19 protein-coding genes and 1 tRNA gene are annotated in these 26,623 nt (G+C 69.2%); 10 read left to right on the top strand and 10 right to left on the bottom strand.

Annotated features, from left to right (window positions below; all coding sequences use genetic code 11):
- Window positions 1–197: 197 nt before the first annotated feature.
- Window positions 198–2,861: a type I DNA topoisomerase gene (gene topA, locus ACZ6QO_RS09450; protein WP_465849215.1), complete on the bottom strand. Its 2,664-nt coding sequence runs from the start codon at window positions 2,859–2,861 to the stop codon at window positions 198–200.
- Between the two features lie 243 nt (window positions 2,862–3,104).
- Here topA and ACZ6QO_RS09445 point away from each other — a divergent pair, with 243 nt between their 5' ends.
- Complete coding sequence (locus tag ACZ6QO_RS09445) at window positions 3,105–3,290, top strand: DUF5703 family protein (protein WP_184876791.1); 186 nt, start codon at window positions 3,105–3,107, stop codon at window positions 3,288–3,290.
- A gap of 549 nt (window positions 3,291–3,839) precedes the next feature.
- Here the strand turns inward: ACZ6QO_RS09445 and ACZ6QO_RS09440 are convergent.
- The 3 genes from ACZ6QO_RS09440 to ACZ6QO_RS09430 all read right to left on the bottom strand — a co-directional run bounded on the left by ACZ6QO_RS09440 (window position 3,840) and on the right by ACZ6QO_RS09430 (window position 8,509).
- A complete protein-coding gene (locus ACZ6QO_RS09440; RefSeq protein ID WP_465849213.1) occupies window positions 3,840–5,585 on the bottom strand; it encodes a chaplin family protein in 1,746 nt (581 codons plus the stop codon).
- A 640-nt stretch (window positions 5,586–6,225) separates the two neighbouring features.
- A complete protein-coding gene (locus tag ACZ6QO_RS09435) occupies window positions 6,226–6,831 on the bottom strand; it encodes a hypothetical protein (RefSeq protein ID WP_465849212.1) in 606 nt (201 codons plus the stop codon).
- Window positions 6,832–7,210: 379 nt separating this feature from the next.
- Entirely contained in the window at window positions 7,211–8,509 is a 1,299-nt protein-coding gene (locus tag ACZ6QO_RS09430; protein WP_465849211.1) for a M20/M25/M40 family metallo-hydrolase, read from the bottom strand.
- A 178-nt stretch (window positions 8,510–8,687) separates the two neighbouring features.
- Between ACZ6QO_RS09430 and ACZ6QO_RS09425 the strand changes: the two genes are divergently transcribed.
- Window positions 8,688–8,773, top strand: a tRNA-Leu gene (locus ACZ6QO_RS09425).
- Here ACZ6QO_RS09425 and ACZ6QO_RS09420 read toward each other — a convergent pair.
- The 3 genes from ACZ6QO_RS09420 to ACZ6QO_RS09410 all read right to left on the bottom strand — a co-directional run bounded on the left by ACZ6QO_RS09420 (window position 8,738) and on the right by ACZ6QO_RS09410 (window position 12,033).
- Window positions 8,738–10,417, bottom strand: a complete 1,680-nt coding sequence (locus ACZ6QO_RS09420; protein ID WP_465849210.1) for a recombinase family protein — start codon at window positions 10,415–10,417, stop codon at window positions 8,738–8,740. The genes ACZ6QO_RS09425 and ACZ6QO_RS09420 overlap by 36 nt on opposite strands.
- A gap of 210 nt (window positions 10,418–10,627) precedes the next feature.
- Window positions 10,628–11,644 carry a DNA-methyltransferase gene (locus ACZ6QO_RS09415; protein WP_465849208.1) on the bottom strand — a complete coding sequence of 339 codons (1,017 nt, stop codon included), beginning with the start codon at window positions 11,642–11,644 and terminating at the stop codon, window positions 10,628–10,630.
- The gene (locus tag ACZ6QO_RS09410) at window positions 11,641–12,033 is read right to left on the bottom strand and encodes an XF1762 family protein (RefSeq protein ID WP_465849207.1); all 393 of its coding nucleotides are present in this window, start codon (window positions 12,031–12,033) and stop codon (window positions 11,641–11,643) included. The genes ACZ6QO_RS09415 and ACZ6QO_RS09410 overlap by 4 nt, the downstream gene beginning before the upstream one ends.
- Before the next feature lie 425 nt (window positions 12,034–12,458).
- On the opposite strand from ACZ6QO_RS09410, the gene ACZ6QO_RS09405 reads away from it, so the two are divergent.
- From ACZ6QO_RS09405 to ACZ6QO_RS09375, 7 genes are read left to right on the top strand one after another with little or no spacing between them, the layout of a single operon-like run.
- Complete coding sequence (locus ACZ6QO_RS09405; protein WP_465849205.1) at window positions 12,459–13,844, top strand: sigma-70 RNA polymerase sigma factor region 4 domain-containing protein; 1,386 nt, start codon at window positions 12,459–12,461, stop codon at window positions 13,842–13,844.
- Window positions 13,845–13,849: 5 nt separating this feature from the next.
- A complete protein-coding gene (locus ACZ6QO_RS09400) occupies window positions 13,850–15,436 on the top strand; it encodes a hypothetical protein (protein WP_465849203.1) in 1,587 nt (528 codons plus the stop codon).
- Window positions 15,433–16,371: a PrgI family protein gene (locus ACZ6QO_RS09395; protein ID WP_465849202.1), complete on the top strand. Its 939-nt coding sequence runs from the start codon at window positions 15,433–15,435 to the stop codon at window positions 16,369–16,371. The genes ACZ6QO_RS09400 and ACZ6QO_RS09395 overlap by 4 nt, the downstream gene beginning before the upstream one ends.
- The gene (locus ACZ6QO_RS09390) at window positions 16,368–18,131 is read left to right on the top strand and encodes a VirB4 family type IV secretion system protein (protein WP_465849200.1); all 1,764 of its coding nucleotides are present in this window, start codon (window positions 16,368–16,370) and stop codon (window positions 18,129–18,131) included. Before ACZ6QO_RS09395 ends, ACZ6QO_RS09390 begins: the two co-directional genes overlap by 4 nt.
- Window positions 18,128–20,542, top strand: a complete 2,415-nt coding sequence (locus ACZ6QO_RS09385; RefSeq protein ID WP_465849198.1) for a type IV secretory system conjugative DNA transfer family protein — start codon at window positions 18,128–18,130, stop codon at window positions 20,540–20,542. Before ACZ6QO_RS09390 ends, ACZ6QO_RS09385 begins: the two co-directional genes overlap by 4 nt.
- A 12-nt stretch (window positions 20,543–20,554) precedes the next feature.
- Complete coding sequence (locus ACZ6QO_RS09380) at window positions 20,555–21,460, top strand: replication-relaxation family protein (protein ID WP_465849196.1); 906 nt, start codon at window positions 20,555–20,557, stop codon at window positions 21,458–21,460.
- Complete coding sequence (locus ACZ6QO_RS09375; RefSeq protein WP_465849194.1) at window positions 21,457–22,815, top strand: C40 family peptidase; 1,359 nt, start codon at window positions 21,457–21,459, stop codon at window positions 22,813–22,815. Before ACZ6QO_RS09380 ends, ACZ6QO_RS09375 begins: the two co-directional genes overlap by 4 nt.
- A gap of 208 nt (window positions 22,816–23,023) precedes the next feature.
- Here the strand turns inward: ACZ6QO_RS09375 and ACZ6QO_RS09370 are convergent, their stop codons facing one another.
- Window positions 23,024–23,521, bottom strand: coding sequence for a hypothetical protein (locus ACZ6QO_RS09370; RefSeq protein WP_465849193.1), 498 nt, complete (start codon window positions 23,519–23,521; stop codon window positions 23,024–23,026).
- A 443-nt stretch (window positions 23,522–23,964) separates the two neighbouring features.
- Here ACZ6QO_RS09370 and ACZ6QO_RS09365 point away from each other — a divergent pair, with 443 nt between their 5' ends.
- Window positions 23,965–24,978 (top strand): hypothetical protein, encoded by a 1,014-nt coding sequence (locus ACZ6QO_RS09365; RefSeq protein ID WP_465849191.1) that lies wholly within the window; start codon window positions 23,965–23,967, stop codon window positions 24,976–24,978.
- Window positions 24,979–25,139: 161 nt separating this feature from the next.
- Here ACZ6QO_RS09365 and ACZ6QO_RS09360 read toward each other — a convergent pair whose 3' ends face one another.
- Window positions 25,140–26,165: a DUF932 domain-containing protein gene (locus ACZ6QO_RS09360; RefSeq protein WP_465849189.1), complete on the bottom strand. Its 1,026-nt coding sequence runs from the start codon at window positions 26,163–26,165 to the stop codon at window positions 25,140–25,142.
- Between the two features lie 80 nt (window positions 26,166–26,245).
- Window positions 26,246–26,515, bottom strand: a complete 270-nt coding sequence (locus ACZ6QO_RS09355; RefSeq protein ID WP_465849683.1) for a magnesium chelatase subunit ChlI family protein — start codon at window positions 26,513–26,515, stop codon at window positions 26,246–26,248.
- Window positions 26,516–26,623 lie beyond the last annotated feature (108 nt).

The raw sequence follows: 26,623 nt of genomic DNA, 5'->3' as shown, positions 1-26,623 counted from the left end.
TGGGGGGGGGGGTTGGTCCTTTCCCCGCCTCGCCAAGGGGAGGCGACACGAGAGGGGGAACCCCCCCCCCCCCCCCCCCCAAAAACCCCCCCCCCCCCCCCCCCCCCCCCCCCCCCCGCCGTCCCCCCCCCCCCCCCCCCCCCCCCCCCCCCCCCTTCACGTCTGTAGACGCCAGCGTCTGTTCACGTCCGGAGATGTCAGGACTTGGCGCCGGCCTTCGCGCCCGCCTTGGCGCGCGGACGCTTCGGCGCCGGGCCCCGGGCCCGCCGCTCGGCGAGCAGCTCGGCGGCGCGCTCGATCGTGATCTGCTCCACCGAGTCGTCCTTGCGCAGCGACGCGTTCGTCTCGCCGTCGGTCACATACGGCCCGAAACGCCCCTCCTTGACCACGACCGGCTGCTTGGAGACGGGATCCACGCCGAGCTCCCGCAGCGGCGGAGCGGCGGCCGCGCGTCCCCTGCCACGCTGCTTGGGCTGCGCGAACAGCTCCTTGGCCTGGTCGATGGTCACCGTGAACAGCTCTTCCTCGGAGCCCAGCGACCGCGAGTCCGTCCCCTTCTTGATGTAGGGGCCGAACCTGCCGTTCTGCGCGGTGACCTCCTCGCCGTCGATCTCGCCGAGCACGCGCGGCAGCGACAGCAGCTTCAGCGCGTCGTCCAGCGTGATCGTGTCCAGCGACATCGACTTGAGCAGCGAGCCCGTACGCGGCTTGGCGACGTCCTTCTTGGCCTTGCGCTTGGCGCCCTCGGCAGGCGGCTCCTCCTCGGGCAGGATCTCGGTCACGTACGGCCCGAAACGCCCGGACTTCGCGACGATCGCGCGCCCGCTGACCGGGTCGACGCCGAGCTGGCGGTCGCCGCTCGGCTGCATGAAGAGCTCTTCGGCCTTCTCGGCGGTCAGCTCGTCGGGCGCGAGGTCCTCGGGGACGTTCACCCGGGCGCCGTCGCGGTCGAGGTAGGGCCCGTACCGGCCGACCCGGATCACGATGTCGGTGTCCTTGATCGGGAACGAGCTGATCTCGCGCGCGTCGATATCACCGAGGTCGCTGACCAGCTCCTTCAGCCCGTCGTCGCCCTGGCCGCCGTAGTAGAACCGGCGAAGCTCCGGGACGCGCTCGGCGCGGGCGTTGGCGATGTCGTCGAGGACCTTCTCCATCTCGGCGGTGAAGTCGTAGTCGACCAGGCTGCCGAAGTGCTGCTCCAGCAGGTTCACCACCGCGAAGGCGAGGAACGACGGCACCAGCGCCGTCCCCTTCTTGAACACGTACCCGCGGTCGAGGATGGTGCCGATGATCGACGCGTACGTCGACGGGCGGCCGATCTCGCGGTCCTCCAGCTCCTTCACCAGCGACGCCTCGGTGAAGCGGGCCGGCGGGCGCGTCGAGTGGCCTTCGGCCTCCAGCTCCAGGGCGCTCAGCGCGTCTCCCTGGGCCAGGTTGGGCAGCCGGCTGACCGAGTCGTCACGGTCGCTGGAGGGGTCGTCCGCCCCTTCCACGTACGCCTTGAGGAAGCCGTAGAAGGTGATCGTCCGGCCGGAGGCGCTGAACTCGGCCTTCTCACCGGCGCTGGACGTGCCGGCGATGCGGACGCTCACCGACTCGCCGACGGCGTCCTTCATCTGCGAGGCCACCGTGCGCTGCCAGATCAGCTCGTACAGCCGGAACATGTCACCGCTGAGCCCGGTCTCCCCCGGCGTGCGGAACTCGTCCCCAGAGGGCCTGATCGCCTCGTGGGCCTCCTGGGCGTTCTTGACCTTGCTCTGGTACACCCTCGGCTTGTCCGGCACGTACTGCGAGCCGTACAGCCGCACCGCCTGGCTCCTGGCGGCGGCCAGGGCGGTCTCCGACAGCGTGGTGCTGTCGGTGCGCATGTAGGTGATGTAGCCGTTCTCGTAGAGCTTCTGGGCCACCTGCATCGTGTACTTGGCCGAGAAGCCGAGTTTGCGGCTGGCCTCCTGCTGCAACGTGGTCGTCCGGAACGGCGCGTACGGCCTGCGCGTGTACGGCTTGCTCTCGACGGAGGTGACCGCGTACGAGGAGGCCTCCAGGCGCTGCGACAGGGCCCGTGCGGTCTGCTCGTCCAGGTGCAGCACGTCGGCGTTCTTGAGCGTGCCCGTGCTCGCGAAGTCGCGGCCCTGGGCCACCCGGCGGCCGTCCAGCGAGGTGAGGGTCGCGCCGAACGTGCGCGGGTCCTCGTCGCGGCCGATGTCGAACAGCGCGCGCAGGTCCCAGTAGTCGGCGGAGGTGAACGCGATGCGCTCGCGCTCGCGCTCCACGACCAGCCTGGTGGCGACCGACTGCACCCGGCCCGCCGACAGACGCGGCTTGACCTTCTTCCACAGCACCGGGCTGACCTCGTAGCCGTAGAGCCGGTCGAGGATGCGGCGGGTCTCCTGGGCGTCGACCAGGCGGAGGTTCAGGGCGCGCGGGTTGGACACGGCGTCCTGGATGGCCTGCGGGGTGATCTCGTGGAACACCATGCGGTGCACGGGCACCTTGGGCTTGAGCACCTCCTGCAGGTGCCAGGCGATGGCCTCGCCCTCGCGGTCCTCGTCGGTGGCGAGGTAGAGCTCGTCGGCGTCCTTCAACAGTTGCTTGAGCTTGGAGACCTGCGACTTCTTGTCCGGGTTGACGACGTAGAGCGGCTCGAACTCGTTGTCCACGTTGACCCCGAGCCTGGCCCATGCCTCGCCCTTGAACTTCTCGGGGATGTCGTCGGCCTTTTCCGGCAAGTCCCGAATATGGCCGATGCTGGACTCCACGATGTAGCCGCGCCCGAGGTACCCGGCGATCGTCTTCGCCTTCGCAGGCGACTCCACGATCACCAGGCGGGTTCCGCCGGCGTTGCCGTTCTTGGCTGGCACGCTGCTTCCTACCTCGCTGTTCGCTGTCATTCCCCTGCCGATCCCGCACGGCCCGCCGTGGGAGGCGCACCGATGTGATCCGTCACAGGCATGAAGGTAACCCGCCGCAGGAAACTTCCCCCCGTCGGACTACCCGGTCACTTACCGGTGTTCCACCTACCTGGACCCGATACCCACGAGGACGCAGAATAGAGCCCAGAGAGTGCCAGCGTCCCCTTGCACACCCTTCGGAGACTAACCGCTGTGCTCGAGTACTCCTATTTGGACCTGTATCTGCCGCGCGGAACCACCCGGGAAGCCGCCCGGCGAGTGCTGACGGAACATGCTGAATACGGACACTGGGAACTGGACCGTCTGAGGCTCTATCCCGATGGCCGCCGGTACGTACGGCTACGCCGCAAGATCCTGCGAGTGGCCAGCACACTGTAGTCGCCGCCCAGGCAACTGTAACCCCCCGGACACGGCTGCCCTCGCCATGACCTCACACCTCGGCGCCGCTACCGGCCTGCGGACCGGCGAGCGCGGGACGGATCAGCCGGCGGGCGCCACCCGGACATGGCTTTGCCCGCTCCGGGCCGCGCCCCCGGAACGGGCAAAGCATCTGTGCCTCGCCGCACGAGCCCGGCGTGACGGCCCGGCACCGCGGCCGCTCTCGCAGGCGGCGAGGCGTCTGTGGCTCCACCGGACCTCGGTCCGGAACGGAGCGTCTATCAGGCGGGGTGCTCATCAGAGGGTCGGCCCAGTTCGCGACCGGGTGTCTGAGAGGCGGCCTTTCGGACGCGAACCCGTGACGACCGCTCCCAGGCCTGCTGAGCCTCGAAGAGCACTCCCGGCTCACCGAGCCGGACGACAGTGATCAGCCTCACAGTGCGCCGACGCGGACGAACGCCCCAGACGATGCCCCAGGATCCCGTTGGAGATCACCCGGGACGGTGGCCCCGTCCCGAGATCACTTCCGGCGTTGGGCGCTGCCCGAGGTCACCTACGGCGGAGGCGGAGGCGGCGGGTGCCCGCGAACAGCGTGGCCGAGGCCGCGAACAAGGCGCCGGCCAGCAGGGCGACCAGCGAGCCGGAGTTCATGCCCGTAAGGCCCATCGGCTGCTCGGCGCTCATCAGGCCGGTGTTGACCGGCAGGTCACGCACCGCCTTGCCGCCGACGACGGGGGTGCCGGCCACGACCTCGCCCACGGGGCTGTTCGCCACCGTGCCGGTGACCTGCTCCAGCGGACCGTCGCCGCCCTTACGGGCGCCGCCGGCCTGGCCGGGCAGGACCGGCAGCAGCGGCAGGGGGTCGGCCTTCGGCGGCACCCCGGCGGGGCCGGCCTGCCGCGTCATCGTCCCGCTCTGCCCGGGGAGGGCCGGGACCAGCGGCAGGTCGGGCAGCAGGCCGAGCCCCGACGCCTTCGCGCTCGAGACCTGGCCGGAGCTGTACGCCACGTGGGCGGGACGCCCGCCGCCACCGCCGACGCGCGCGCCACCCAGGCAGCCGGCGGCCGCGTCGGCCAGCACGGCGACGGCGTTGCCGCAGACGTTGATGGGCGCGGCGATCGGAACGACGACCTGGTTGCCGCCGAGCACGCTGTGCCGGCCATCGGTGCGGTTGCCGCCCGCGCCGCCGCCGGGGCGGCCCTTCACCGAGGCGCCGCCCCGGCAGCCGGCGAAGGCCTGGCCGAGCACGGCGACGGCGTTGCCGCACACGTTGACCGGCGCGGTGATCGGGGCCACGACCTGGTTGCCGCCGAGCACGGACCCGTACCCGGAGGTGCGGTTGCCGCCCGCGCCGCCGCCCTGCCCGGCCGGACGGGCCGTGATGCCCCCCGGGCAGCCCGCGCTGCCGTTGCCGACGGCGTTGCCGCAAACCTGGATCGGCAGGTTGATCGGCGCGACCACCTGGTTGCCACCGCCGACGCTGTGCCGCCCGTCGGTGGAGTTGCGGCCGGCGCCCGAGCCGGGGCGCGAGCTGTGCCCGTTGTAGCCGTGCCCGCCGTGGCCGCCCTTGACGTGGGCGCCGCCCCGGCAGCCGGAGAACGCCCCGCCGATGAGCGCGACGGAGTTGCCGCAGACGTTGATCGGCGCGGTGATGGGCGCCACGACCTGGTTGCCGCCGAGCACGGAACCGTGCCCGGAGGTGCGGTTGCCGCCGGCGCCACGCCCGGCGCCGCCCTTCACGACCGACGCGCCGCCCTTGCATCCCGCCGTGGACTCACCGAAGATCGCCACGGCGTTCCCGCACAGGTTCACCGGCGCGGTGATCGGCGCGTTGACCTGGTTGCCGCCGGCCACGCTGTGCCGCCCGTCGGTCCTGTTGCCGCCGCCGACGCCGCCGCCGGCGTTCTTCACCGTCGCGCCGCCCCGGCACCCGGCGTCGGAGCGCCCGACCAGGGAGACCGCGTTGCCGCAGGCGTTGATGGGGGCGGTGATCGGGGCGTTGATCTGGTTGCCGCCGGCCACGCTGTGCCGGCCCGACGTGTTGCCGGGGATGCCCGCGGCACCGGAACCCCCCTCGACGGACGAGCCGCCGCGGGAGGAGGCCGAGGACTCGCCGATCACGCCGACGGCGTTGCCGCTGATGTCGACGGGAAGGGTGATGGGAAGGTTCAGCTGGCTGCCGCCGGCCACCGAGCCGGTGCCGGAGGTGTCGGCAACGGCCGTGCCGCTGCCCAGGGACATGACGGCCACCGCGAGGAGAGCCGCAGGGGCGGAGCCCTTCGCCCACGTTCGCATAATTGATCGCTCCTTGGTTTCTCTGGGGGGGTAGTTCCTGACGAACCGCGAAGTGCTTCCGGACCGCGCCCTCTGAGACCCTCTGAGGCGCTGGAAGCGCCTCAGGATCCGCACGAGCGAGCGGATCCATCGATCTCACCGTCCGAACAGACCGTTGAGATGTACGGACGCTTCACAGGCGTCGCGCACAGGGCCGCCGCGAAGCGATACCGACCGCATCGGTGTCGCGTAGCGCTGGACGTACCAGAGGCGCTCAACACGCTGGATCTGCCCGACCTGCTGGATCTGCCCGACCTGCTCGCCATACCGCGGACGATGGCGTCGAGCATGTACGCCAGGCCGTACCGTCCAACCTCTGCCCGGCCGCCCCTCCCACCGAATCGCCAAACGACGATGACGAGGAGACGGAGCCGATCAAGCGGACCTCCCCACACTGCCCTGAACAGGACAGAGCGTTCACGGAAGGACCAGATCGCAGAGATCGCACGAGTGGGCACTGGCCCGAGAGCTTCGCGATGCTGAGATGACGTTTCACCCGCGCGGAGGCGGCACGGTCACTTCCACGGCTGGAAGATCGGCGGCGCACTCCGCAACCGGCCGGACCGCTCATGCGTCCAGGGGGGCCGGCACAGCGGCGGGATCAATCGGGAGAGAAAGAAGGGTCGTCCGCTGCCGCACGGACGACAGGGGTGGGCGCACTCGCCGTCACAGCGGGCGCGACCGCGAGCCGCGGGTCGAAGATGGACCTCGCGACATCCCCGAAACCCGGCCCGAACGGACCGGAGCCGGCTCTGGGCACGAACCCATTGGCCCCCGCCGAGTGGTCGGCGGTGGATGGTCGGGGGGAGACGGGCTTCGACTGGCTCGTGAGCCCGTCCACCGTCTTCCCGGCCATCGCCCCGGCATCGGCCGGAGCGTCGACGCGCACCGTGGGGAAACCGCCGGCGAACGCCGGCCCGGTGGCGACATGTGAGGTGGTGGAGCCGAGGCGGTCCACCGAAACGGCGGAAGCACTCTCGCCGAGATCACCGAGTATCGGCGACCCCGCGTGATCTGCTGCACCGGAGATGCGCCCGGCACCGGACATGGCCCCGTCGGCGAACACCGCCAGGCCACCCGGCTCCGCCGGATGACGGCGCTTGACGGCACCGGCGGCATCCGCCGGATGCTCGTGCCGCCGCACGGCACCAGCGGATGGCGTCGGATCACCGGGCGTGACCACCTCGCCGACCTTCGCCGCCGCCACCTGCCTCGCGGGGACGCGGACCTCCGCGGCCGCGGGACCGGAGCCGACGGCGCCGAAGACGACAGCGAGAAGCCAGCCGACGGCCAGCAGACCGCCGAGGGCCAGCAGACGACCGAACCGGGAGCCGGCCACGAACCGTGCCATCCGGCCTTCCCGCGTCACGATCGTCTGGATCTGATCGCCGGAGACGGCCACGGGCACGCGACCGGCGACGACGGGCGACTGAGCGCCCCGCCGACCTTCCGGCATGCGTGCCACGTGACCTCCCCGCACTACTCGACCGTCCGGCTTTCGCAGGACGGCCCCTGGGACCAACCCCTCAACGGAAAGTTACCGTAGCATCACTTGAAGTTATGGCAACACTTTTTCGCGCAACACGTCAGCAGGCGTCAAGGAAACGGTCAAGAACTCGCACCCCGAACTGGAGCGAATCCACCGGCACCCGCTCATCTATGCCATGGAACATCCCGGAGAAGTCCAGGTCGGCGGGCAGCTTGAGCGGAGCGAACCCGAAGCCCCGGATGCCCATCCGGCTGAACGCCTTCAGGTCCGTCCCCCCGGACAGCGTGTACGGCACCGCCCGCGCGCCCGGGTCCTCGGCCTGCAGCGCGTCGGCCATCGCCCGCACCAGAGGACCCTCGAAGGCGGTCTCGACGGCGACGTCGTGGTAGACGAACTCCCTGGTCACGTGCGGGCCCAGGAGATCGTCGATGGTGGCGAAGAACTCCTCCTCGTAGCCGGGCAGGAATCGCCCGTCCACGTGCGCCGTCGCCGTCTGCGGGATCACGTTGGCCTTGTACCCGGCGTCGAGCATCGTCGGGTTGGCCGTGTTCCGCAGCGTCGCGCCGATCATCCGGGCCAGCGACCCGAGTTTCGCCACCGCGGCCTCGGCGTCGTCCGCCTCCAGTTCGATCTCGAAGGCCTCCAGGAAGAAGCTGCGCACGGTCGGCGTCAGCCGGACCGGCCACTCGTGACGCCCGATGCGCGCGACGGCCTCGGCCAGCTCGGTGACGGCGTTCTCGCTGTTCAGCATCGACCCGTGCCCCGCGCGCCCGGCGGCCCTGAGCCTCATCCAGGCGATGCCCTTCTCGGCGGCCTCGATCAGGTAGAGCCTCCTGGCCTCGCCCACCGAGACGCTGAACCCGCCGACCTCGCCGATCGCCTCTGTGCATCCCTCGAACAGGTCGCGGTGCTCGTCGGACAGCCACTGCGCTCCGTACCGGCCCCCGGCCTCCTCGTCCGCCGTGAACGCCAGCACCACGTCCCGCGGCGGCCTGCGCCCCTCGCTGAGCCGCTGCCGGACGACCGCCAGGATCATGGCGTCCATGTCCTTCATGTCCACCGCGCCCCGGCCCCAGACGCAACCGTCCGCGACCTCCCCACTCAACGGGTGATGCGTCCAGTCGGCGGCGTTGAACGGAACCACGTCGAGGTGCCCGTGGAGCAGCAACGCCTCCCGGCCGGGGTCCGCACCCTCGATGCGCGCGATCACGTTCGCCCGCTTGTCGTCGCTCTCCAGGATGCGCGGCTCCAGGCCCACCTCGGCGAGCTTCTCCGCGACGTACTCCGCGGCGGCCCGCTCACCCGGACCCGCGTTGTCCCCAGCGTTGGTCGAGTCGATGCGGATCAGGTCGCGGCACAGCCCGACGACCTCGTCCTCGCCGTTGAACGCGGTCATACCCTGCTCCTTCGGTCAAGTACCGGCTGACACCCCCATCCTGCCGCCCAGGGGCATCCACCAGCATCTCCGGCATAGCCCATCCTCCCCTCCCCGGTTACCGGTATGAAGGAGTGCCAGGAGTTTGCTAACCTAGTTCAGCCGACGCGGGAAGACGTTCCAACGTGCAGGCACCACTGTCCGGGTGGCGGAATAGGCAGACGCGCTAGCTTGAGGTGCTAGTGCCCTTTACGGGGCATGGGGGTTCAAGTCCCCCCTCGGACACACTTTGCTACATGATCGCCCGAGCTCAGCTCGGGCGATCACTGTTTTCCGGGCCGGTTCATAGGTCAGGCGCAGTCCGAGCTGACCATAGACCTCGGCCTTGTCCTTCGGATCGGCACTGCGAAGCAGCTTCCTCATGTCGCCGAGCATCACCGTCATGTCCTTGATCTCCTCCTCCGTCAGCCGCTTGGGCATGGTGGTCACGATCTTGTTCATACGCAGTTGCTCGGCCTTCCGCCTGGTCTCGGTCTCGGAGATCCATCCGGCGACCACGGCGGGGTCGCTCCCGGCGTCCACCAGCGCACGGTAGGAAGCGAGCTTGCGCTCGCACTCCGCCACCGCCTGGCGCGCCGCGTCTAGCGCGGCCGAACGATGGGCGTCGGCCAACTGGGCCTCTGCCATGGCACGGACCGTCTCCGGCAGACGCGTGGGGTCGAACACGGTCGCCAGCCACTCGTCCAACGGCCCGACGATCACGTCCTCCCTGACATAGACCGAACGAGGATGATCGACGCCGTTGGCCCGTGCGTACTGCTCAGGGAAAACACATCGGTAGTGCGACTTGCCGTTGTTCCAACTCCCCTGCATGCGCCGCTCACAGATGCCGCAAAAGAGCAGGCCGCGGAACATGTAGGGCCGAGGTGTCCGCCGCGGCTTCCGCCCTTCTTGCGAGCCTCCAGGCGCGACGAGCATCGCCTGGACCGCCGCGTACGTCTCTTCCTCGATCAGCGCTTCATGAGCCGGCCGTTCCGACCACACCCAACTCTGCTGGTCGCTCCAGCGGAGCTTGGTCATGTGTCCGAGGGCAACATCGTTGACGTCGATCAGAATTTCGTCCTTGTGCTGGCGGCTCCACACCTGCCGACCGGTGTAGCGGGGGTTGAGGAGGATGGCCCGAATCGCATACTTGGACCACGCGACCCCACTGCGGTGCGAATTCCGAGCGCGATCATGCGCGGAAGGGCACAGGATGCCATCACGGGTAAGCCCTTCGGCGATGACGAGCAATCCCCTCCCGCCGAGGAACTCCGCGAAGATCCGCTGGACCACGGGCGCGGTTACCGGATCCGGCTCCAGACGGCGCAGCCGCTTACCGTCGGCGGCCTTGCTCGGGTTGGGGTGAGGCCCGGCGTCCACCAGGCGGTAGCCGTACGGCGGCCTGCCGCCGAGGTATCGCCCCTCCATCTGCGCCAGTGCGGCCATGGACGACCGCACCCGGACCTTGATCCGATTCCGCTCACCTTTGCTGATCCCGCCGAACATCGACATGATCAACTCATGGGCCTCGTTCGCCGGGTCGATGGGCCCGCCGACCTCCGGCACCCATAGAGGAACCCCGTAGTGCTCGAACAGGGGGAAGGTGAGGCCGAATTGGTTGCCGTAGAACGCTCGCTGAGGCTCTCCCACCACGACGGCGTCGAACCCGCGATCGGGAACTGCCAGGGCAGTGAGCAAACGGCTCGCCTCTGGCCGACGGGCCGGTGGGATGGACCGCGACTTGTCCACGTCGAAGAACTCGGCGACGATCACTCCTCCACGAGGCTCCACCAGGGCGCGGGCGCGGCTCAACTGCCACGCCCGCGAAGCCTCCGGATCCTGCCGGTCCTCGGTCGAGCATCGACCCCAGAACGCCAAGTCGGTCACACGGACTCCTTTCCGCCTCCTTTCCAGAGGCGTTCTTCGTAGGCCTTCAGCAAGATGCGGAGTAGTGCCGCCGCCGCGGCAGGGGGCAACCGAGGTGGTTTCACCGGCACGGCGACCTGGAAAGACGCCGTGCCGTCCGCTTCGGCGGGCCCGCCAGCGTACGCGGATGAATGCGATTCGGGAGGCCCCGAGCAGGCCCCTTGTATCTGTTCAGTCACCCTGTGCACCCGCCTTACCGGACTCGGCGAGAATCCGGTCGCGGGCGAGGTCGCAGTACTCAGCCTTGATCTCGATGCCGATGAACTGCCGGCCGAGTTGCCGCGCGGCAAGAGCGGTCGTTGCCGCTCCGACAAAGGGGTCGAGCACGGTTCCGCCCGGACGGCAGCCGGCGGCAATGGCGCGGAGCGGAATGTCGACGGGGTAGGCGGCGAAGTGCGCGGCACGGAGGGGCCGCGTGGCGATCGACCAGACGTCCCCCGGGTTCCTGCCGCGCTCGTGGCCGGCGGCATGCCGTCGGCCGGTCGGCAGCATCGCCGATCCGTGCCGCCTGCCACTCAGCGCCTCGGCGCCGCCGGTGTACTTGCCCGCCGGAGGCCAGGTGGTTTTGATGGTGTGCGGCTTGCTGCCGCCGTTGTGCGCGCGACGGGTCAGCGCGCGGTCGCCGGTGTACTGCTCGCGGATCGGGTCCAGGTCGAACCAGTAGTGCCGCTGCTTCACCAGCAGGAAGATCATCTCGTGCCGCGTCGAGAGACGGTCGGTCACCGACTGCGGCATCGCGTTCGGCTTGTGCCACACGATGGCATTGCGCAGGATCCATCCGTCCCGCTGGAGGGCGAACGCGACCCGCCATGGCATGCCGAGAAGGTTCTTCGGCGGGACGACGCGCCGACTCTGGGGGCGGACCTGTGGTTGCCGCTGGTTGTAGTCCCTGCCGCGGGCGCAGCCGTCGGAGTTGGCGGCATAGCAGTCACCCACGTTCAGCCAGCACGTGCCATCATCGGCCAGCACTCGCCGGGCTTCCGCGAACGCCGCCCGCAGATGTTCGACGTAGCCGTCCGGCGTCTCCTCCTGCCCGTACTGGCCGGCGACACCGTAGTCACGAAGCCCGTAGTACGGCGGACTGGTGACCAGGCAGTCGACCGACTGCTCTGGCATCTCCGAGAGCACCTCGCGCGCGTCGCCGAGGTAGAGCCTGAGCTGATCGATGCTCCAATACGGGGCCCTCATCGCACCCGCCCCGTTCCAGCCCAGGAGCAGCCGGCACGGCCCCGACCCCGGCGATCGCAGGCACCGGTACATGCACCCGTGTCTGCTCGACCAGGAGAGGTGCAGGGGATGAGCCGGCTGTAGCCCATGGCCAGCACGACCCGCCTGGTTGCACAGAGCAGAGCCGCGCCCGCGTTGGGCGTGCCATCGGTCACCAGCTCTGTGATCTGGACGGTACGTCCGTCATCGAGAGTGCCGGTGAAGGGGCGTCCTGCCATGACGACGCCGACCAGCACGCCGGTGCCGGTGTTGGCCCCGATGGCGAACATCCCCTCATGCGGCGATGGCGGTTCCTCGCGAGTCCAGGCGATGAATGCACGTGCGGTGGACAGCGTGATTGCGACGGTCACCAAAGAAAGCGGGTCGCTCCCTCCGGTCCTCCAAGCGGTCAAGCATCGGCCACTCCCGCTCTTCCATGCGCAATTGGGCGCCGGCCTTACTCCCTGCCGGGTCCTCGGATCATTCCTCTGCCTCATTCTCGGGTTCGGGCGTTCCCAGATGCGTTTTGAGTCCAGCAGAAGGCTCTGGCGGGACTCCGTCACGCCTGCCCCAGACCTATGGCGCCCGCGATGAGCAGGAGAGACAGCCAGTCGACGTAGGCGGAGACGAACATCGCAACTCCGGCGCATTCCTAGCCGTCTCATTGGCGGTTCTGCCACGCCAGAAGAAATCTCGGCATCTTTGCCGACGCCATTTACGGCGCCAGAACTCGGCCATAGCGGGCCCGTATACCGGAGCGGGAGAAGCGAAAATCCTCTGGCTCTGGAGTAACACGATGAGTACCAACGTCCGGCGCACCACCATTGCGGAACGCTCGCCGCTGGATACCGCGGAGCAGGCGTTCAAGCTCCTCGGCTGCGAGCCGGCAGGCCTGGCGATCGACGCCACCGGCCTGACCACCGAGTTGCCGCAGCGACCGATCCCCCTGGTGGAGCTACGCAGGCTCCTGATGGACCGCAGGCTCGGCAACCACGTCCGGGACATCGTCTGGCGGGTGCTGGTGACCCGCGCCCGTGAGGAAGGCGCCACCTGGCTGGTCGGTGCCGTCGGTATGGCGCTCCCGGCCCTGCGTCGGGTGGCGGGACGGGTCACCAACGGCTACGCCGCGGGCGATCCTGCGGACATCGACGGCGAGGTCCTGGCCGTCTTCATCGACGCGATCCGCACCGTCGACCTCAAGGCCGGCAACATCCGTCCCCGGCTGTGCGACGCCGCCCGTCGCGGCGGCCGGTACGCGCGGAAGTCGGCCGAGGCGGAAAGCTGCCGCCGCCTGCCCTGCCACGTCTCCGCCCCGCCCCACGCCCCCTGGAACCACCCCGACCTGGTCCTGTTCGACGCGGTGTCCAAGGGTGTGGTCAGCGGACTCGACGCCGAGATCATCGGCCGTACTCGCCTGGAGGACATGCCGCTCCGCCAGGCCGCCCGCGAACTAGGGCTGAGCACGGAGGCCGCCAAGAAGCGGCGCCAGCGCAGCGAACCGGTGCTCGTCGCGGCGGTTCTCTCCGGAGAAGTCCACGCCGCGCTGTCCCCGACGATCTCTCTTTCCGCCCCTAGAAGGGTGGAGGCCACGACTTCCGCGCGGAGCCGGAGCTCCTCAGATGCGCACACCGATCACCACGATACGAAGGGAGGCCCGGGCACCGACTCCGGCTCCGCGCGGTCGACCATTGCCGCGGCGGCAATGTCGCCGCGCGGCCAAGCGGAAACTCCGCGTGCGGCTGACAGGCCGCCAGGCATGGCGGGCACTCCGCCGGCCGTGAGCCGTTCCGGCATCCGGCGACGGCGGTCGAGGACGGTACGCCTGCCACTGTGGCAACGGCGAGCGGCACGCGTCCTTGCCACTGCGGCCATCGCCGCCCTGTTCCTTGCCGCGGCGGCAACCGCCGTGCTCGCCGAGACCGGCGGGCTGGCCGCACCACCATCGAACCCCGACCAGCTCGGCAAGGTCTTCGACAACCTGCGGCACTGGCTGGTCGGACTGCTCGCCACGCTGGCAACGCTGATGCTCACCATCGGCGGACTGCGGTACCTGATCGCCGGCGGCGATCCAGGTGAGATCCAGAAGGCGAAGGCCGCGTTCAAGGCCTCCGCCCTCGGCTACAGCCTCGCCGTCCTCGCACCGCTCTTCGTCAACGTACTCAAGCGCGTCGTGGGCGGGTGAACTCCATGATCTTCGAATCCGTGGTCCACAGCCTGTGGATGGAGCCGACCCCGTCCCCCACCCCCGCGCTGGACCTTGCCCCTCTCATGCCTCCGCCCAACACGGGCATCAGCTTCGGAATCGGCGGGTGGATCAGCAGCCAAATCAACAGCTGGTTCGCCGACCTCGTCGGCCTGGCGATCAAACCACTCCTGGACGCGCTCGCCGTCACCCTGCTCTCCACCCCGGACATCGACGGACCCGGCCGCGTCCACGACCTCTGGCAGTCGACCGCCATCATCGCGAACAGCGGCTTCGTCCTCTTCGTCGTCGCCGGCGGCATCCTGGCCATGGGGCACGAAACCGTCCAGACCAGATACGCGGCCAAAGAGATCCTGCCCCGGCTCACTGTGGCCTTCCTGACCGTCAACTTCAGCTTCCTGCTGACGAGCAAGGCGATCGAGATCGCCAACGCCATCGCCCAGGCCGTCCTTGGACAGGGTTTCGACGCCCGCCGGGCCGCTAACGCCATCCGCTTCTTGGTCGTACTGCACGGGAACTCACAGATCTTTTACATCCTGCTGGCGCTAGTGGCCGTGGTACTGCTCGTCGCTCTCCTGGTCACCTTCGTGCTGCGGGTCGCGCTGACCACGCTGCTGGTGGTGGCCGCGCCCCTCGCTCTGGCCTGCCACGCCCTCCCCCAGACCGACGGTCTCGCACGACTGTGGTGGCGGGTGTTCAGCGGCCTGTTGGTGATCCAGCTCTGCCAGTCGCTCACGCTGGTCATGGCGGTACGGGTCTTCTTCAACCAGGAAGGCCGCGAAGCCGTCGGCCTACTCGGCAAGGGCCAGCTCTACAACCTGCTCCTCGCTCTCACCCTGCTGATCATCCTGGTCCGCATTCCCACCTGGGTGTCCCGCGCGATGTTCCTGCCCGCCGGACGTGGACTTGGCGTGGTCCGCATCGTCAAGTACGCCCTGGCCTACAAGCTGACCAACCCGCTGCTGAACGTCCTGCACCTGAAGAAGGGCTCCGGCCCCGGACCGGCGATCGCCAGGCGCACCCTGGTAGGCAAGGCTCTGCCCGCCCTCGCCGGCGGTCCTGCTGGTACTGCCGCCACCGGCATTGCCACGGCGGCGACGGCCGCTTCCGCCGCGCGTGGCGGCGCCGGTCCGGCCAAGCACGCGCCGGTCGCCGCCCGCCGTCCGGTCCGCGCCGCCGACTGGGAGCCGGCGCCCGTGAAGCACGCCCCCAGCGCACCGCCGGTCCAGGGCAAGTACCGCACGCCCTCCCGGCCGCAGCCGCCCATCCCACCGTCCACACCGGTCTACGGGTATCCCCGCGAGAACCTGTACACGGCGGGACCGGCCGGCCTGAACCAGATGCACCTGCTACGAGGCCAGGGGACCACCTCGCCCCCGCCGCCACGCCGGGCGATCGAGCCGCCACCGATTCCCAACCGCCCGGTCCGGCCCATCGTCCCGCCGGACGCCCCCGTCCCCGGCTCGCCGGACTGGCCCGAGAACTCCGGGCGCCGCCGCACGCCTCCAACTCCGCCTCCTCGGAAGTCCGCGCCCAGGCGCACGCGCAGGAGGAGAGGTGACGGGCGATGAGCTGGACCGAAGTCGTCCGGATCCCGGCCGACATCGAACAACCGGACAAGATCGTGTGGGGGTTCACCGCGCGGCAGGTCGCCATCCTCGCGGTGACCGGCGCCGCCCTCTACCTCGGGTACGTCACCTTCGGCGAGCGGATCCCGCTGACCGCGTTCGGCGCGATCGCCCTGCCGGTGGTGGTGCTGGGGCTCCTGCTGGCGATCGGTACGCACGACGGGATCAGTCTGGACCGGTTCGCGCTCGCCGCCATGAGGCACCAGCGCTCCCCGAAGCACCTGGTCACCGTCCTGGAGGACGTCCCCGCGCCTCCTGCGTGGGTGGCCGCACGCTCGGGCCGGTTGCCGGCGCCCCTCAGGCTTCCGGCACGGGGCGTGGCCGAGGACGGTCTGCTGGACCTTGGCCCGGACGGCGTCGCCGCGATCGCCCAGGTGTCCACCGTCAGTTTCGCCCTGCGCACCCCCGAAGAGCAGGACGGGCTGGTCGCGGTCTTCGGACGCTGGCTCAACTCCCTGTCCGGCCCCGTACAGATCCTGGTCCGGGCCGAACGCGTCGACCTGAGCGAAACCATCACCGCTCTTCACGACAGCGCTCAACGGCTCCCACACCCGGCACTCGCCTATGCCGCCCGGGAACACGCCGCGTTCCTCGGCGACGTCGCCTCCCGCCACGAACTCCTGCGCCGCCAGGTCCTGCTGATCATCCGCGAGCCCGCCCACGGCGCCAACGGCAGGGCCACGGCCGCCGCCCGGGCCTACCGGCGCTTGGACGAGGCCGCCCGCCTGCTCGGCGGATGTGGGATCACGGTCCGCCTACTGGACGCCGCAGCCGTCACCGCGCTGCTGACCGCGTGCTTCGACCCGACCGCCCCGCCGCTGCCCGCCGAAGGCCTCGCTGGGGCCGACGAGGTGATCAGCGGAGGTGATCGGCGATGAGGCTCCCACTGTTCCACCGGGCAGCCTCCCCATCCGGCGGCATCGGACCGGACGCGGTGGAGGTCCAGCCTCGCCGGTTGCGTGTCGGTGGTGGCGTCTGCGCCACTCTCGCCATCACGGGTTTCCCACGCGAGGTGGCGCCCGGATGGCTGGAACCGCTCCTCGCCTACCCCGGCCGGCTCGACGTGTCGGTGCACGTCGAACCCGTGCCCTCGCTGGTCGCCTCCGACCGGCTGCGCAAACAGCTCGCCCGGCTGGAGTCGGGGCTGCGCTCGGACCACCAGCACGGCCGCCTGCTCGACCCGGGCGCGGAGGCCGCTGCCGAGGACGCCCAAGAGCTGGCGTCCCGCATCGCGCGGGGCCAGGCCAAGCTGTTCCGCGCCGCCATCTACCTCACCGTCCACGCCGCCTCAGAAGAGGAACTCGACGACGCCTGCGCTCAGGTGCGCGCACTGGCCGCCTCGCTCCTCCTCGACGCACGCCAGATGACTTTCCGGCAACTGCAAGGCTGGATCAGCGGCCTGCCGTTCGCCTACGACAACCTAGAGATGCGGCGCACCTTCGACACTCCCGCACTGGCCGCCGCGTTCCCGTTCACCAGCCCAGACCTGACCGCCGAGCTGGGACCCACCGCAGTGCTGTACGGCGCCAACACCGCCAGCGCATCCCTGGTCGCCTGGGATCGGTTCGCGCAGGACAACCACAACTCGGTGATCCTCGCCCAGTCGGGGGCCGGCAAGTCGTACCTGGCCAAGCTGGAGGCACTGCGCTCGCTCTACACCGGCGTCGAGGTCGCGGTCATCGACCCGGAGGACGAGTACGCCCGGTTGTGCGCGGCCGTGGGTGGCGCCTACATCCACCTCGGCGCGCCCAAGGTGCGACTCAACCCCTTCGACCTTCCGCCTCGGAGCCAGCGGGACGGCGACCCGCTCACCCGCCGCGCCCTATTCCTGCACACCCTGATCGCCGTCATGCTCGGCGAACCACTCGACAAGGCGAGCAAGGCCGCCCTGGACTGCGGAATCATCGCCGCCTACCGGAGCGCCGGCATCACCTTCGAACAGCGCACCTGGAACCGGCGCCCACCGCTCATGCGCGACCTGGTGACCGCGCTCACCAACGACACCGATGCCAAGGCGTGGGAGCTGGCGGCCGGCCTCGCACCGTACGTCACCGGCAGCCACCGCCGGCTCTTCGACGGCCCTACCACCACGCAACCTGACTCCCACCTCATCGTCTTCTCCCTGCGTGACCTACCGGAGGAACTGAAGGCGGTCGGCACGCTCCTGACCCTCGACGCGGTCTGGCGCCGGGTCTCCGACCCACGTGACAGGCGCCCGCGCCTGGTCGTGGTCGACGAGGCGTGGCTGCTCATGCGTGACCCGGAGGGTGCCAAGTTCCTGTTGCGCATGGCCAAGGCCGCCCGCAAACACTGGGCCGGCCTGTCCGTGGTCACCCAGGACGCCGCCGACCTGCTCGGTTCCGAGATGGGCCAGGCGGTGATCGCGAACTCCACCACCCAGATCCTGCTCAAGCAAGCGCCCCAAACGATCGACAAGGTCACCGACATCTTCCATCTATCCGACGGCGAACGGCAGCTGTTGCTGTCCGCCGAACGCGGTACCGGACTGCTGACGGCGGGGGCAGGCGCCCAGCGCGTCCCGCTCCAGGTGATCGCCAGCCGCCGCGAGCACGACCTCGTCACCAGCGACCCGCAGGAGCTCGCCGATCTCGACGACTACGCGGAGGAAGGCCCATGAAGCTCGTTCTCCTCCGAAACGGGTTCATCGAGAACCTGCTCTACGACCCCGAAATCCTCATGAACGGGCTGATCACCTGGTTCGCACTGCATGCCTGGCAGGTGGTCGGCTGGCTGACCACTATCGAGATCACCGCAGGTCTCGCGCGGCTCGCGGTCGTACGGCTACGCCACCGGCAGCTCACCCGAGGCGCCCGCCGCGTCGAGATCCTCGCCCCGCCCATCGCCGACATGTCCGGCGCGGAGGCACTGTGGGGAAACCTCATCGGATTGCTGCGACCGGCCTGGAAGCGGGTCCTGCTCGGACAACCACACCTGTCCTTCGAATACGTCTTCAGCGCGGCCGGCGTGCGTATCCGGATCTGGGTCCCCGGTGTGATCCCCCAGCACCTGGTGGAGCACGCCATCGAGGCCGCCTGGCCGTCCGCGCGCACCGCCATACTCCCCGCGGATCCGCCCGTGCCGCTCACCGGACGGTCCGTCGGCGGACAGTTGCGGCTTGCCCGAACCGAGCGGCTGCCGATCCGGCATGATCACAGCACCGACCCCGTCCGGGCATTGGTGGGCGCGACCGTCGCGATGCCGACCTGGCAGCACGCCGCCGTGCAGATCCTTGCCCGGCCGGCGACCGGCCGTCGTCTCGCCCTGCTCCTCAATGGCGGCCCGGCATGGCTCCTACGCGCCCTCCTCGACCTCCTGACGCCAGGCCCGTCACACTCCCGCCTCCACCCCCAGCACCTGCGCCAGCAGGCATCGGACAGGGCGAGCCGGTTGGAAGAGGCCGCCGAAGCCCGCGCCATCAGAGATAAGGCGCTGCGGCCGCGCTACGTCGTGGGAGTTCGTTACGCCGTGCAAGCCGACGAGCCGCCTTACTCCACCACTTCGAAGTGCGCGCACGCCGTCCGCCGTAACGCGGTCAAGGGGCGGGCGCATGCGATCGCATCGGCCTTCGCGCTCTACTCCGGGCACAACCGGCTGGAGCGTCACCGGCTGTTCCTCCCCGCCGCCCAGCTCGCCGGTCGCCGCCTCAGGCACGGGTTCCTGCTGTCGGTCCCTGAGCTAGCGGCCCTCGCCCATCTCCCGCTGGACGTCTCGGTACCCGGGCTGGAACGGGCGGGCGCCAACACCGTCCCACCGTCCCCCGCCATCGCCCACGGCGGACCGGGCGCCAAAGTCCTCGGCTTCTCCGACGCCGGTCAGGAACGACCCGTCGCCCTGCGGGTCGCCGACTCCTGCCACCACGTGCACGTCCTAGGCCCGAACGGCACTGGGAAGTCCACACTGCTCGCCCAGATGATCCTGTCCGACGTCCAGGCCGGGCGCGGCACCGTGGTGATCGAGGCCAAGGGCGACCTGATCAGCGATCTGCTCGGTCTGATACCTGAGGAGGCCGCGGACAAGGTGGTGCTCATCGACCCCGATGACCGCCACGCCCGCCCGTCGCTCAACGTCCTGGGGGGCGCGGAGCTGGACATGGGCGTGGACAACCTGGTCGGCATCTTCCACAAGATCTACGCCGACTATTGGGGGCCGCGCACCGACGACATCCTCCGGGGCTGCGCCCTCACCCTCGCCCGGCACTCCGGGACGCTCGCCGACGTCCCCACCCTGCTCATCGACGCCGAGTACCGGCGCCGACTGGTGGCCGGCCTGCGCGATCCGCTGCTGCTCGGCTTCTGGCACTGGTACGAGAACCTCTCAGAGTCGGCGAAGGCGCACGTCACCAGCCCGATCATGAACAAGTTGCGGGCGTTCCTGCTCCGCCCGTTCGTCCGCGACGTGCTCGGCTCCGCGCGCTCCACCTTCGACCTGGGCAAGGTGCTCGACGGCGGGGTGCTTCTCGTCCGGCTCCCCAAGGGCGTCCTCGGGGATGACAGCGCGCGACTGCTGGGGTCCATGGTTCTGGCCCAGATCTGGCAGGCCGCCTCCCACCGGGCCAAGCTCGGCCGCTCCCGGGCGTACGCCGCACTGTACGTCGACGAGGCGCACAACTTCCTCACCCTCCCGCACGCCCTGAGCGACATGCTCGCCGAGGCCCGCGCCTACCGGCTGTCCCTGGTGCTCGCCCATCAGCACCTCGCACAACTTCCCCGGGACCTCCGGCAGGCCGTTTCCTCCGACGCGCGGAACAAGGTCTACTTCTCCCTCTCACCCGAGGACGCCCGCGAGGTCGAACACCACTTCGCGCCCTACCTGCGCGCCCACGACCTGGCGAACCTCGGGGCGTTCCAGGCCGCCGCCCGGCTCATGTCCCGCTCGGCGGAGGCGCCGCCGTTCACGCTGCGCACCCGTCCCCTGCCCGAGCCATCAAGAGAGGTCGCCGACCGGATCAGAGCGGCGGCGGCCAAGGCCCACGGACGTGCTGCCGCCACGCCCGCGTCCCGTCCGGACGACCCCCGGCTCCGTCACTGAAGGAGAATCACGATGTCCACCACTCGTTTCACCCCCACCGTGCTCGCCCAGCTCGCCGCCCGGCTGACCATGCGCGATCGGCGGCTGCTTCGCATGGTGAAGGAGCAGCGTGTCCTGACCGCGCCGCAGATCGCGCAGATCGCGTTCGACACCGACGACGCGGCCCGCAAGCGCCTGCTCGCTCTGCACCACATGGGGGTGCTCGACCGCTTCCGGCCCATCCTGCCTCCGGGCATGGGCACGGCGCCGTACCACTACGTGCTGGGTCCGTCCGGCGCCGCGGTGCTGGCCTCGGAGGACGGCGTTGACCTCAACGCCTACGGTTACCGCCGCGACCGTGTCCTGTCCATCGCCTACAGTCAGCGCCTCTGCCACACCGTCGGCACCAACGGCTTCGGCGCCGACCTGCACGGTTTCGCCCGGCGGCACGACACCGCCGAGCTGGCCAGCTGGTGGCCGGAGGACCGGTGCGCGTCTCTCTGGGGCGACACCGTCCGCCCCGACGCTTACGGCCGTTGGCGGGAAGGCGAGCACACCGTCGACTTCTTCCTGGAGTACGACACCGGCAGCGAGCCGCTCGACCGGGTGGTACGCAAGCTAGACGGCTACGCCATCCTCACCGAGGCCACGCAGGTCGTCACTCCCGTCCTGTTCTGGGTTCAGGGCGAACGGCGTGAGGCGAACCTCCGGCGCAAGCTGATCCACCACCCGGGCCACTTGTTCGTCCCGATCGCGACCGGCAACCCGTCGGCCGTCACCGGTCCGGTGGACGACGGCCCGGCCGGAGAGAAGTGGCTCCCCTCCGACACCGAGGGTCCCCGCCTCCGCCTAGCGGAACTCGCCCTGTACTGGCCAGGACTCGGATCCCGTGAGATCAGCCCGCAGCAAGCCCTCCCGCCCACGGAGGACCAGCCGTGATCGTCGAGGCCGGTGCGGGAGTCAAAGCTCTGCTTGCCGGTGGGGGAATCGTCTCAGGTATCGCCCTGCTCGCCGGGGTGACCGGCGGAGCCAAGGTCGCCGCAACCCCCGCCGACCGCGCCCAGCTCGCGGCCGCAGTGTGCTCCTACACCGGCCCCGCACGCTCGGAAACGCCGGCCTTGCCGTTCCGGCATGCCAGGCATTCCGCCTCGACGGCTACGGCGCCTCTCACTAGCGATCAGTTGGACCATGCCCGCGTCATCGTCCATACAGCCGCGGCGCTGGGACTTCCTGAACGTGCCGCCATCATCGGCATCGCTACGGCGCTCCAGGAGTCCAATCTGAAGAACGACGTGGTGGGCGACCACGGCACCGCTTTCGGACTCTTCCAGCAGCACCCCATACACGGCTGGGGGACGAAAGCGCAGGTGACCGACCCTAGTTATGCGACCCGGAAATTCTTCACCGCCCTGGTGAAGGTCAAGGACTGGCACACCAAACCTCTGACGGTGGCCGCGCAAACCGTCCAGAGGTCCGCCTTTCCGCACGCCTACGCCCGCCAGGAAGGCCGAGCCGCACAAATCGTCGCTGCGCTCTGGCCCTCTTATGGGCAGGCCGCGCGCCTCTCCCGCCAACAGAACGCGCCAGCAACCAAGAAATCCGCCAGGGATCTCGGGTTGACTCCAGCCGACGTGTCAGCCGTTCGAACCAGCATCGAAGTCGCGGGCTCCCTGGGAATCGACCGGGAGTCGGTGATCGCCGACGTCACCCACACCTTGCAGCAGGCGGATCAGGGTGGCGCGTCGCTCACCGACTCTGGCCAGACCCGGAAACGCGCGGACGAGATCGTCGACACGGTCGCCGGTCGGCTCTGCCGAGACCTGATGAGCCAACTCCCCGTGCCCGGCGGGCAGGAGGCGGGCGCGGAGACAGGGCTGAGGACCGCATCCGCACGCGCCATGTCAGCCGTCAGAGCCGCTCTGAACATGCTGGGCGTGCCGTACTCCTGGGGCGCAGGAGGAGCGGCCGGCCCCAGCTTCGGCATCGGTAGAGGAGCGAACACCAAGGGCTTCGACTGCTCCGGGCTCACCCAGTACGCCTGGGCCAAGGCCGGCGTCTCCCTCCCCCGTGTCACCTACACCCAGTGGACCCACGGCACTCGGGTCCGCGGCACCGTCCAACCAGGCGATCTGGTGTTCTACGAGACCAACCCACGGATCCCCGGCCCCGATCACGTCGGACTGGCCATTTCCAGCACCAAGATGGTCCACGCACCCCGCACCGGCACCGTCGTCCAGATCGGCACCATCCAGCGCCCTGGGTATGTCGGAGCCGTACGTCCTGACCGGCAATGATCAAGGCGATCAGTGCGGCTCCGCCCTCGTCCCGGTGGTCCCTACAGTGAGCGAAGAGTGAGCGGCATGCGGATGGCGAGACGAGCCTCTCTCGAACGATCGAGAGGCGTAGGCTGGTCGCTGACCGCTCCCACCGTTTTCTTGGTCGATTGCGATGGAGCAGGTCAGAGGGCCGGTTCGTTCGCGAGCCGGCCCTCACAGTGTCGGCTCAACCGTCGGACTCGTCGGTCCCCAGGTATGCCTGAAGCAGCGTGAAGCCCGGCATGCTCTCCTTCGGCCGGACGCCTACCGCGAACACCTCCGGCTCCTCGAACACGGGCTCCCCACTGGGCCGCCGAGCGTAGGCCACCCGCCCGTAATCCACACCCTCATCCCGATCACAACTCATCCAAGTGATCGCCTCCTGCTCCCCCTCACGAAGGGGATGGTTCGACACGGCCCGCACCGCGACCGTGTCCGGCGCCCTGAACACCCACACCTGCGGCACAGCCAGCACCCAACGGGCTGCATCGATTTCACTCGCCTTGGCGGCAGCCCGTCGCTCGAACGCGTGGGCAGCCGAATCGTCCCGCAGGTAGTCATAGTCGGTAAGCACGAGGCTGCGTTCACCATCCAGTAGCACTAAAGCCGGACACTGATGAGCGATGATGGCTTTTTCCAAGCGCCTGACCGCGTCGAAGATCAAAGTCGCTGTCTCGTCTCTCATGCTGTCACTCCACCATTGAGACCGTCACTCCGACAGGGGCGGACCAGCAGCAGTACACCACGTGCGCCTGGAGGGCAGCCCCTCCGGCACCACGGCCTTCAACGTCCTTGGCAAGCGCAGTGCCACTCATGCCCTCACGTCGCCTCATCAGCCTTCTACGGCAGCCGGTTCCATACTGGCCGGCTACAGCAGAAGCAGTGGCGACCGCTGGGGACCAATAGCCACAAAAGCGCCAAGAAGCTCAGACAGCGGACAGGTAGGGCAACGTCTACCCGCAAGTAAGGACATCACGGTTAGACACCGGTTTCTTGGAACGGTCCCAGTCCTGCTGACTTGACCAGTAGCCTTCCACGGTGGGTTTTTCATTGAAGCTGGCACCGGGCATTCGGATTCGCGCATCCAGTCGTGGCCTTCGAGCGAGTGTAGGGCCACGTGCGGCCCGCATGCACTTCGGGTCAGGCCGCACCGGCTTCTCCGCGGGAGTCGGACCGATTGGGTTTTATACCTCACTGGGGACAGGACGATCGTCTAGGTCCACTTCACGCTCGGTCGCTGCATATGAGCGTCAACTGAGAGTCGCAGAGAAGGCAGAACAGGCCCGAGCACTCGCCGACGCGTTCGCTGCGATAAATAACCTGCATCGCGATGAGTTTCCCACGGCACAACCACCGGTAGCACCAGAGCCTGACAGCCTGGACGAGGCGGAGATTCGCAAGCGTCACGAGGCTAAAGCGCTCGAAGGCATCGGTATTTTTAAAAGGCGCGACCGGGCACTGGCCAGGGAGGCAGCCCGGGCGGAAGCCGAGCGGGAGATTACTCACATCCGCCACCAATTGGCCATTCAACGGGCACATTTGCAATCTGTGTTCGACGAACGTTGGCGGCATCTCTGCTCAAACGATCCTGAAGTGGTGATGGAAACCCTGGCAGAGGCCTTCGACGATAACGAGGCGCCGGCAGCTGCAGTGGGCGTCACCGACGGAGAGGTCGTCCTAGCTGTCCTCGTTCCTGGCACTGACGCGGTCCCCAGCCGTTTCCCCAGTGTCACTCAGGCCGGAAATATCAGCTTGCGCCAGACACCCAAGAAAGTTGCCGCGGCGTTCTACGCTCAGATGGTCTGCGGGTACGTTCTAGTGACGGTACGCGAAGCATTCGCCGTGGCCCCTGGGCTCTCGTCGGCCAGCGTCATTGCTGTGCGGTCGGCTGGCACGGACGCTTACGGGCGTCGCCGACTGGAGTGCATGCTGGCGACGCGCATCACCAGGACGGCGCTCGAGGGTGTCCAGTGGGAAAGCGCCGATGCCGCAACGGTCATCAACGGCGTCTCATCGGAGCTGCTTGTCAGTCAAAAGGGCGCGTCCAAGGAAATGGTGGCTCTCGATCTCCTCACCGAGCCGGAACTCGCGGCGCTTATCGCCATGATCGATACCGGCGAACTTTCATCGCCGTCGGGCTGACCGTCCCGCTCCAATTTGGCAATTTATGGAGCAAGCGTGGCCGCCGTAACAGCGTTGTCGTTCTGGACGGCGGCGCACGCTCAAGGTATGTGCGGCCAGCTTCCGTGGTGGACTTGCGTCAAGGCCAACTCTGCCTGGCAGAGGGGCCGCCATGGGCTCTATCAGGCGGCGGTGGCCAATGGTCTGTCCAGCACCTTCTCCAGCATGTGGAGGGTCTCGCGGTCGAGGTCGTCGATGCCGCCGGTGACGGCGCGGAGGAGGTTGCGTTCGGCGCGGCAGGCGCCTCGGACGGTCTGGCCGTGGTGGGTGTAGGTGTTGACGGCCTGGACAACGCCCCAGCCAGAACCGGCCCAAGGGGCCACCCGGTCATCATGGCGCCAGAGCTGCGTCAGGCTCTCGCGCTTGTTCTCCGCCAGAGTGCGGGAACGGCCCGGCTCCTCTGGAACGGGCGCGAAAGCGTCCAGGAAGGCACGCCACTGTCGGTCGGTGACGTCGGTCTCGCAGAGACGCTTCACCTGCTCGGTGAAGTCGTCGGCGACCTGGTAGACGATGTTCAACGCGTCGCGGGCCTCGGCGAGCCGGAGCTTGGAGTGCTTCGAGTGCTTGATCTTGAGCTGCTGTCCGCGCTCGGCCAGGCCGACCGCCATCGTGTTGTCGCACACCACATTGGTGACGGCCCGCTTGAAGGTCGTCGCCAAGGAGCCGTCGAACGAAGTGGCCCCGAACAGGTGCGGGCGGAACTCGACGCCTTCCCGGGTCCGGATGTTCTCCGGCACCTCGACCGAGACCCAGGCGACCGCGCCGCTGCGCAGCAGGCCGGCCGAGCCGATGGACAGGTCGTCGTCGAGCAGGCGGCCGATGGTGTTGATCAACCACTCGACGTATGGGTGCGGCTGGTAGCCGTCCGAGAAGATGCCCATCACGTGACCGGTGTCGCTACGCACGATCGCCTGCCGCTCCGGGATCTCGGCGAGACCGCCGGTCACCGGGTCCTCCACGTAGATCGGCCGGGACAGAGCCTCCCATCCGAACAGGCGGCGCTTGACGTCCTCGACGGGAATCGGACCGGGGTAGTGGTTCTGCTCCTCACCTTGCAACGCGGCGCGGTAGTGCCAGGCGGTGCCGCGCTTCTCGGTGAAGCCGATCAGGGTGTTGGCGTTGAGCCAGGTCAGGGACTCCTTCGACATGTGTCTCTCCTCCAGACGTGACGAAGGGCACCGGTCCCCGGTGCCCCATCGGTCGTGGACGGCCGCGCCTCGTAAGGGCGTCAGTGGCCAAGGACGCCATCGGCGCCCGGCACATCGCCCTTCCACAGGGCGAGCGCCTCCCAGATGTCATTCCGGTCGGGCTTGTCAGCCCCGCGCAGATCGGCGATGGTCCACGCCACGCGCAGCGCCCGGGAGTAGGACCCGGCACTCAGCACGCCGGTGTCCAGCGCATGGTCCAGCGGCTTCAGCGCGCCAGGGGTGGTCCGGTAGATGGTCCGCAGCTCCAGAAGGGGGACCTCGGCGTTCGTCCGCCACCGCGTACCGGCCAGGCGCGGGGGGGGGGGGGGGGGGGGGGGGGGGGGGGGGGGGGGGGGGGGGGGGGGGGCGGGGAGGCGGGCACGGAGAAGGGGGGCGAGGCCGGGAATGCGGATCCGAGG

It is taken from the genome of Sphaerisporangium sp. NPDC049457 (genome assembly GCF_055586705.1).
Note: the sequence above shows the minus strand (reverse complement) of the source record. Positions and strands in the feature narration are given on the sequence as shown.

Excerpts from the sequence above, each read along its gene's own strand:
- ACZ6QO_RS09390 (WP_465849200.1), top strand. The coding sequence starts at position 16,368 with ATGAGGCTCCCACTGTTCCACCGGGCAGCCTCCCCATCCGGCGGCATC.
- ACZ6QO_RS09385 (WP_465849198.1), top strand. The coding sequence starts at position 18,128 with ATGAAGCTCGTTCTCCTCCGAAACGGGTTCATCGAGAACCTGCTCTAC.
- ACZ6QO_RS09370 (WP_465849193.1), bottom strand. The coding sequence starts at position 23,521 with ATGAGAGACGAGACAGCGACTTTGATCTTCGACGCGGTCAGGCGCTTG.
- ACZ6QO_RS09365 (WP_465849191.1), top strand. The coding sequence starts at position 23,965 with ATGCACTTCGGGTCAGGCCGCACCGGCTTCTCCGCGGGAGTCGGACCG.
- ACZ6QO_RS09380 (WP_465849196.1), top strand. The coding sequence starts at position 20,555 with ATGTCCACCACTCGTTTCACCCCCACCGTGCTCGCCCAGCTCGCCGCC.
- ACZ6QO_RS09405 (WP_465849205.1), top strand. The coding sequence starts at position 12,459 with ATGAGTACCAACGTCCGGCGCACCACCATTGCGGAACGCTCGCCGCTG.
- ACZ6QO_RS09360 (WP_465849189.1), bottom strand. The coding sequence starts at position 26,165 with ATGTCGAAGGAGTCCCTGACCTGGCTCAACGCCAACACCCTGATCGGC.
- ACZ6QO_RS09415 (WP_465849208.1), bottom strand. The coding sequence starts at position 11,644 with ATGAGGGCCCCGTATTGGAGCATCGATCAGCTCAGGCTCTACCTCGGC.
- ACZ6QO_RS09440 (WP_465849213.1), bottom strand. The coding sequence starts at position 5,585 with ATGCGAACGTGGGCGAAGGGCTCCGCCCCTGCGGCTCTCCTCGCGGTG.
- ACZ6QO_RS09395 (WP_465849202.1), top strand. The coding sequence starts at position 15,433 with ATGAGCTGGACCGAAGTCGTCCGGATCCCGGCCGACATCGAACAACCG.
- ACZ6QO_RS09430 (WP_465849211.1), bottom strand. The coding sequence starts at position 8,509 with ATGACCGCGTTCAACGGCGAGGACGAGGTCGTCGGGCTGTGCCGCGAC.
- ACZ6QO_RS09400 (WP_465849203.1), top strand. The coding sequence starts at position 13,850 with ATGATCTTCGAATCCGTGGTCCACAGCCTGTGGATGGAGCCGACCCCG.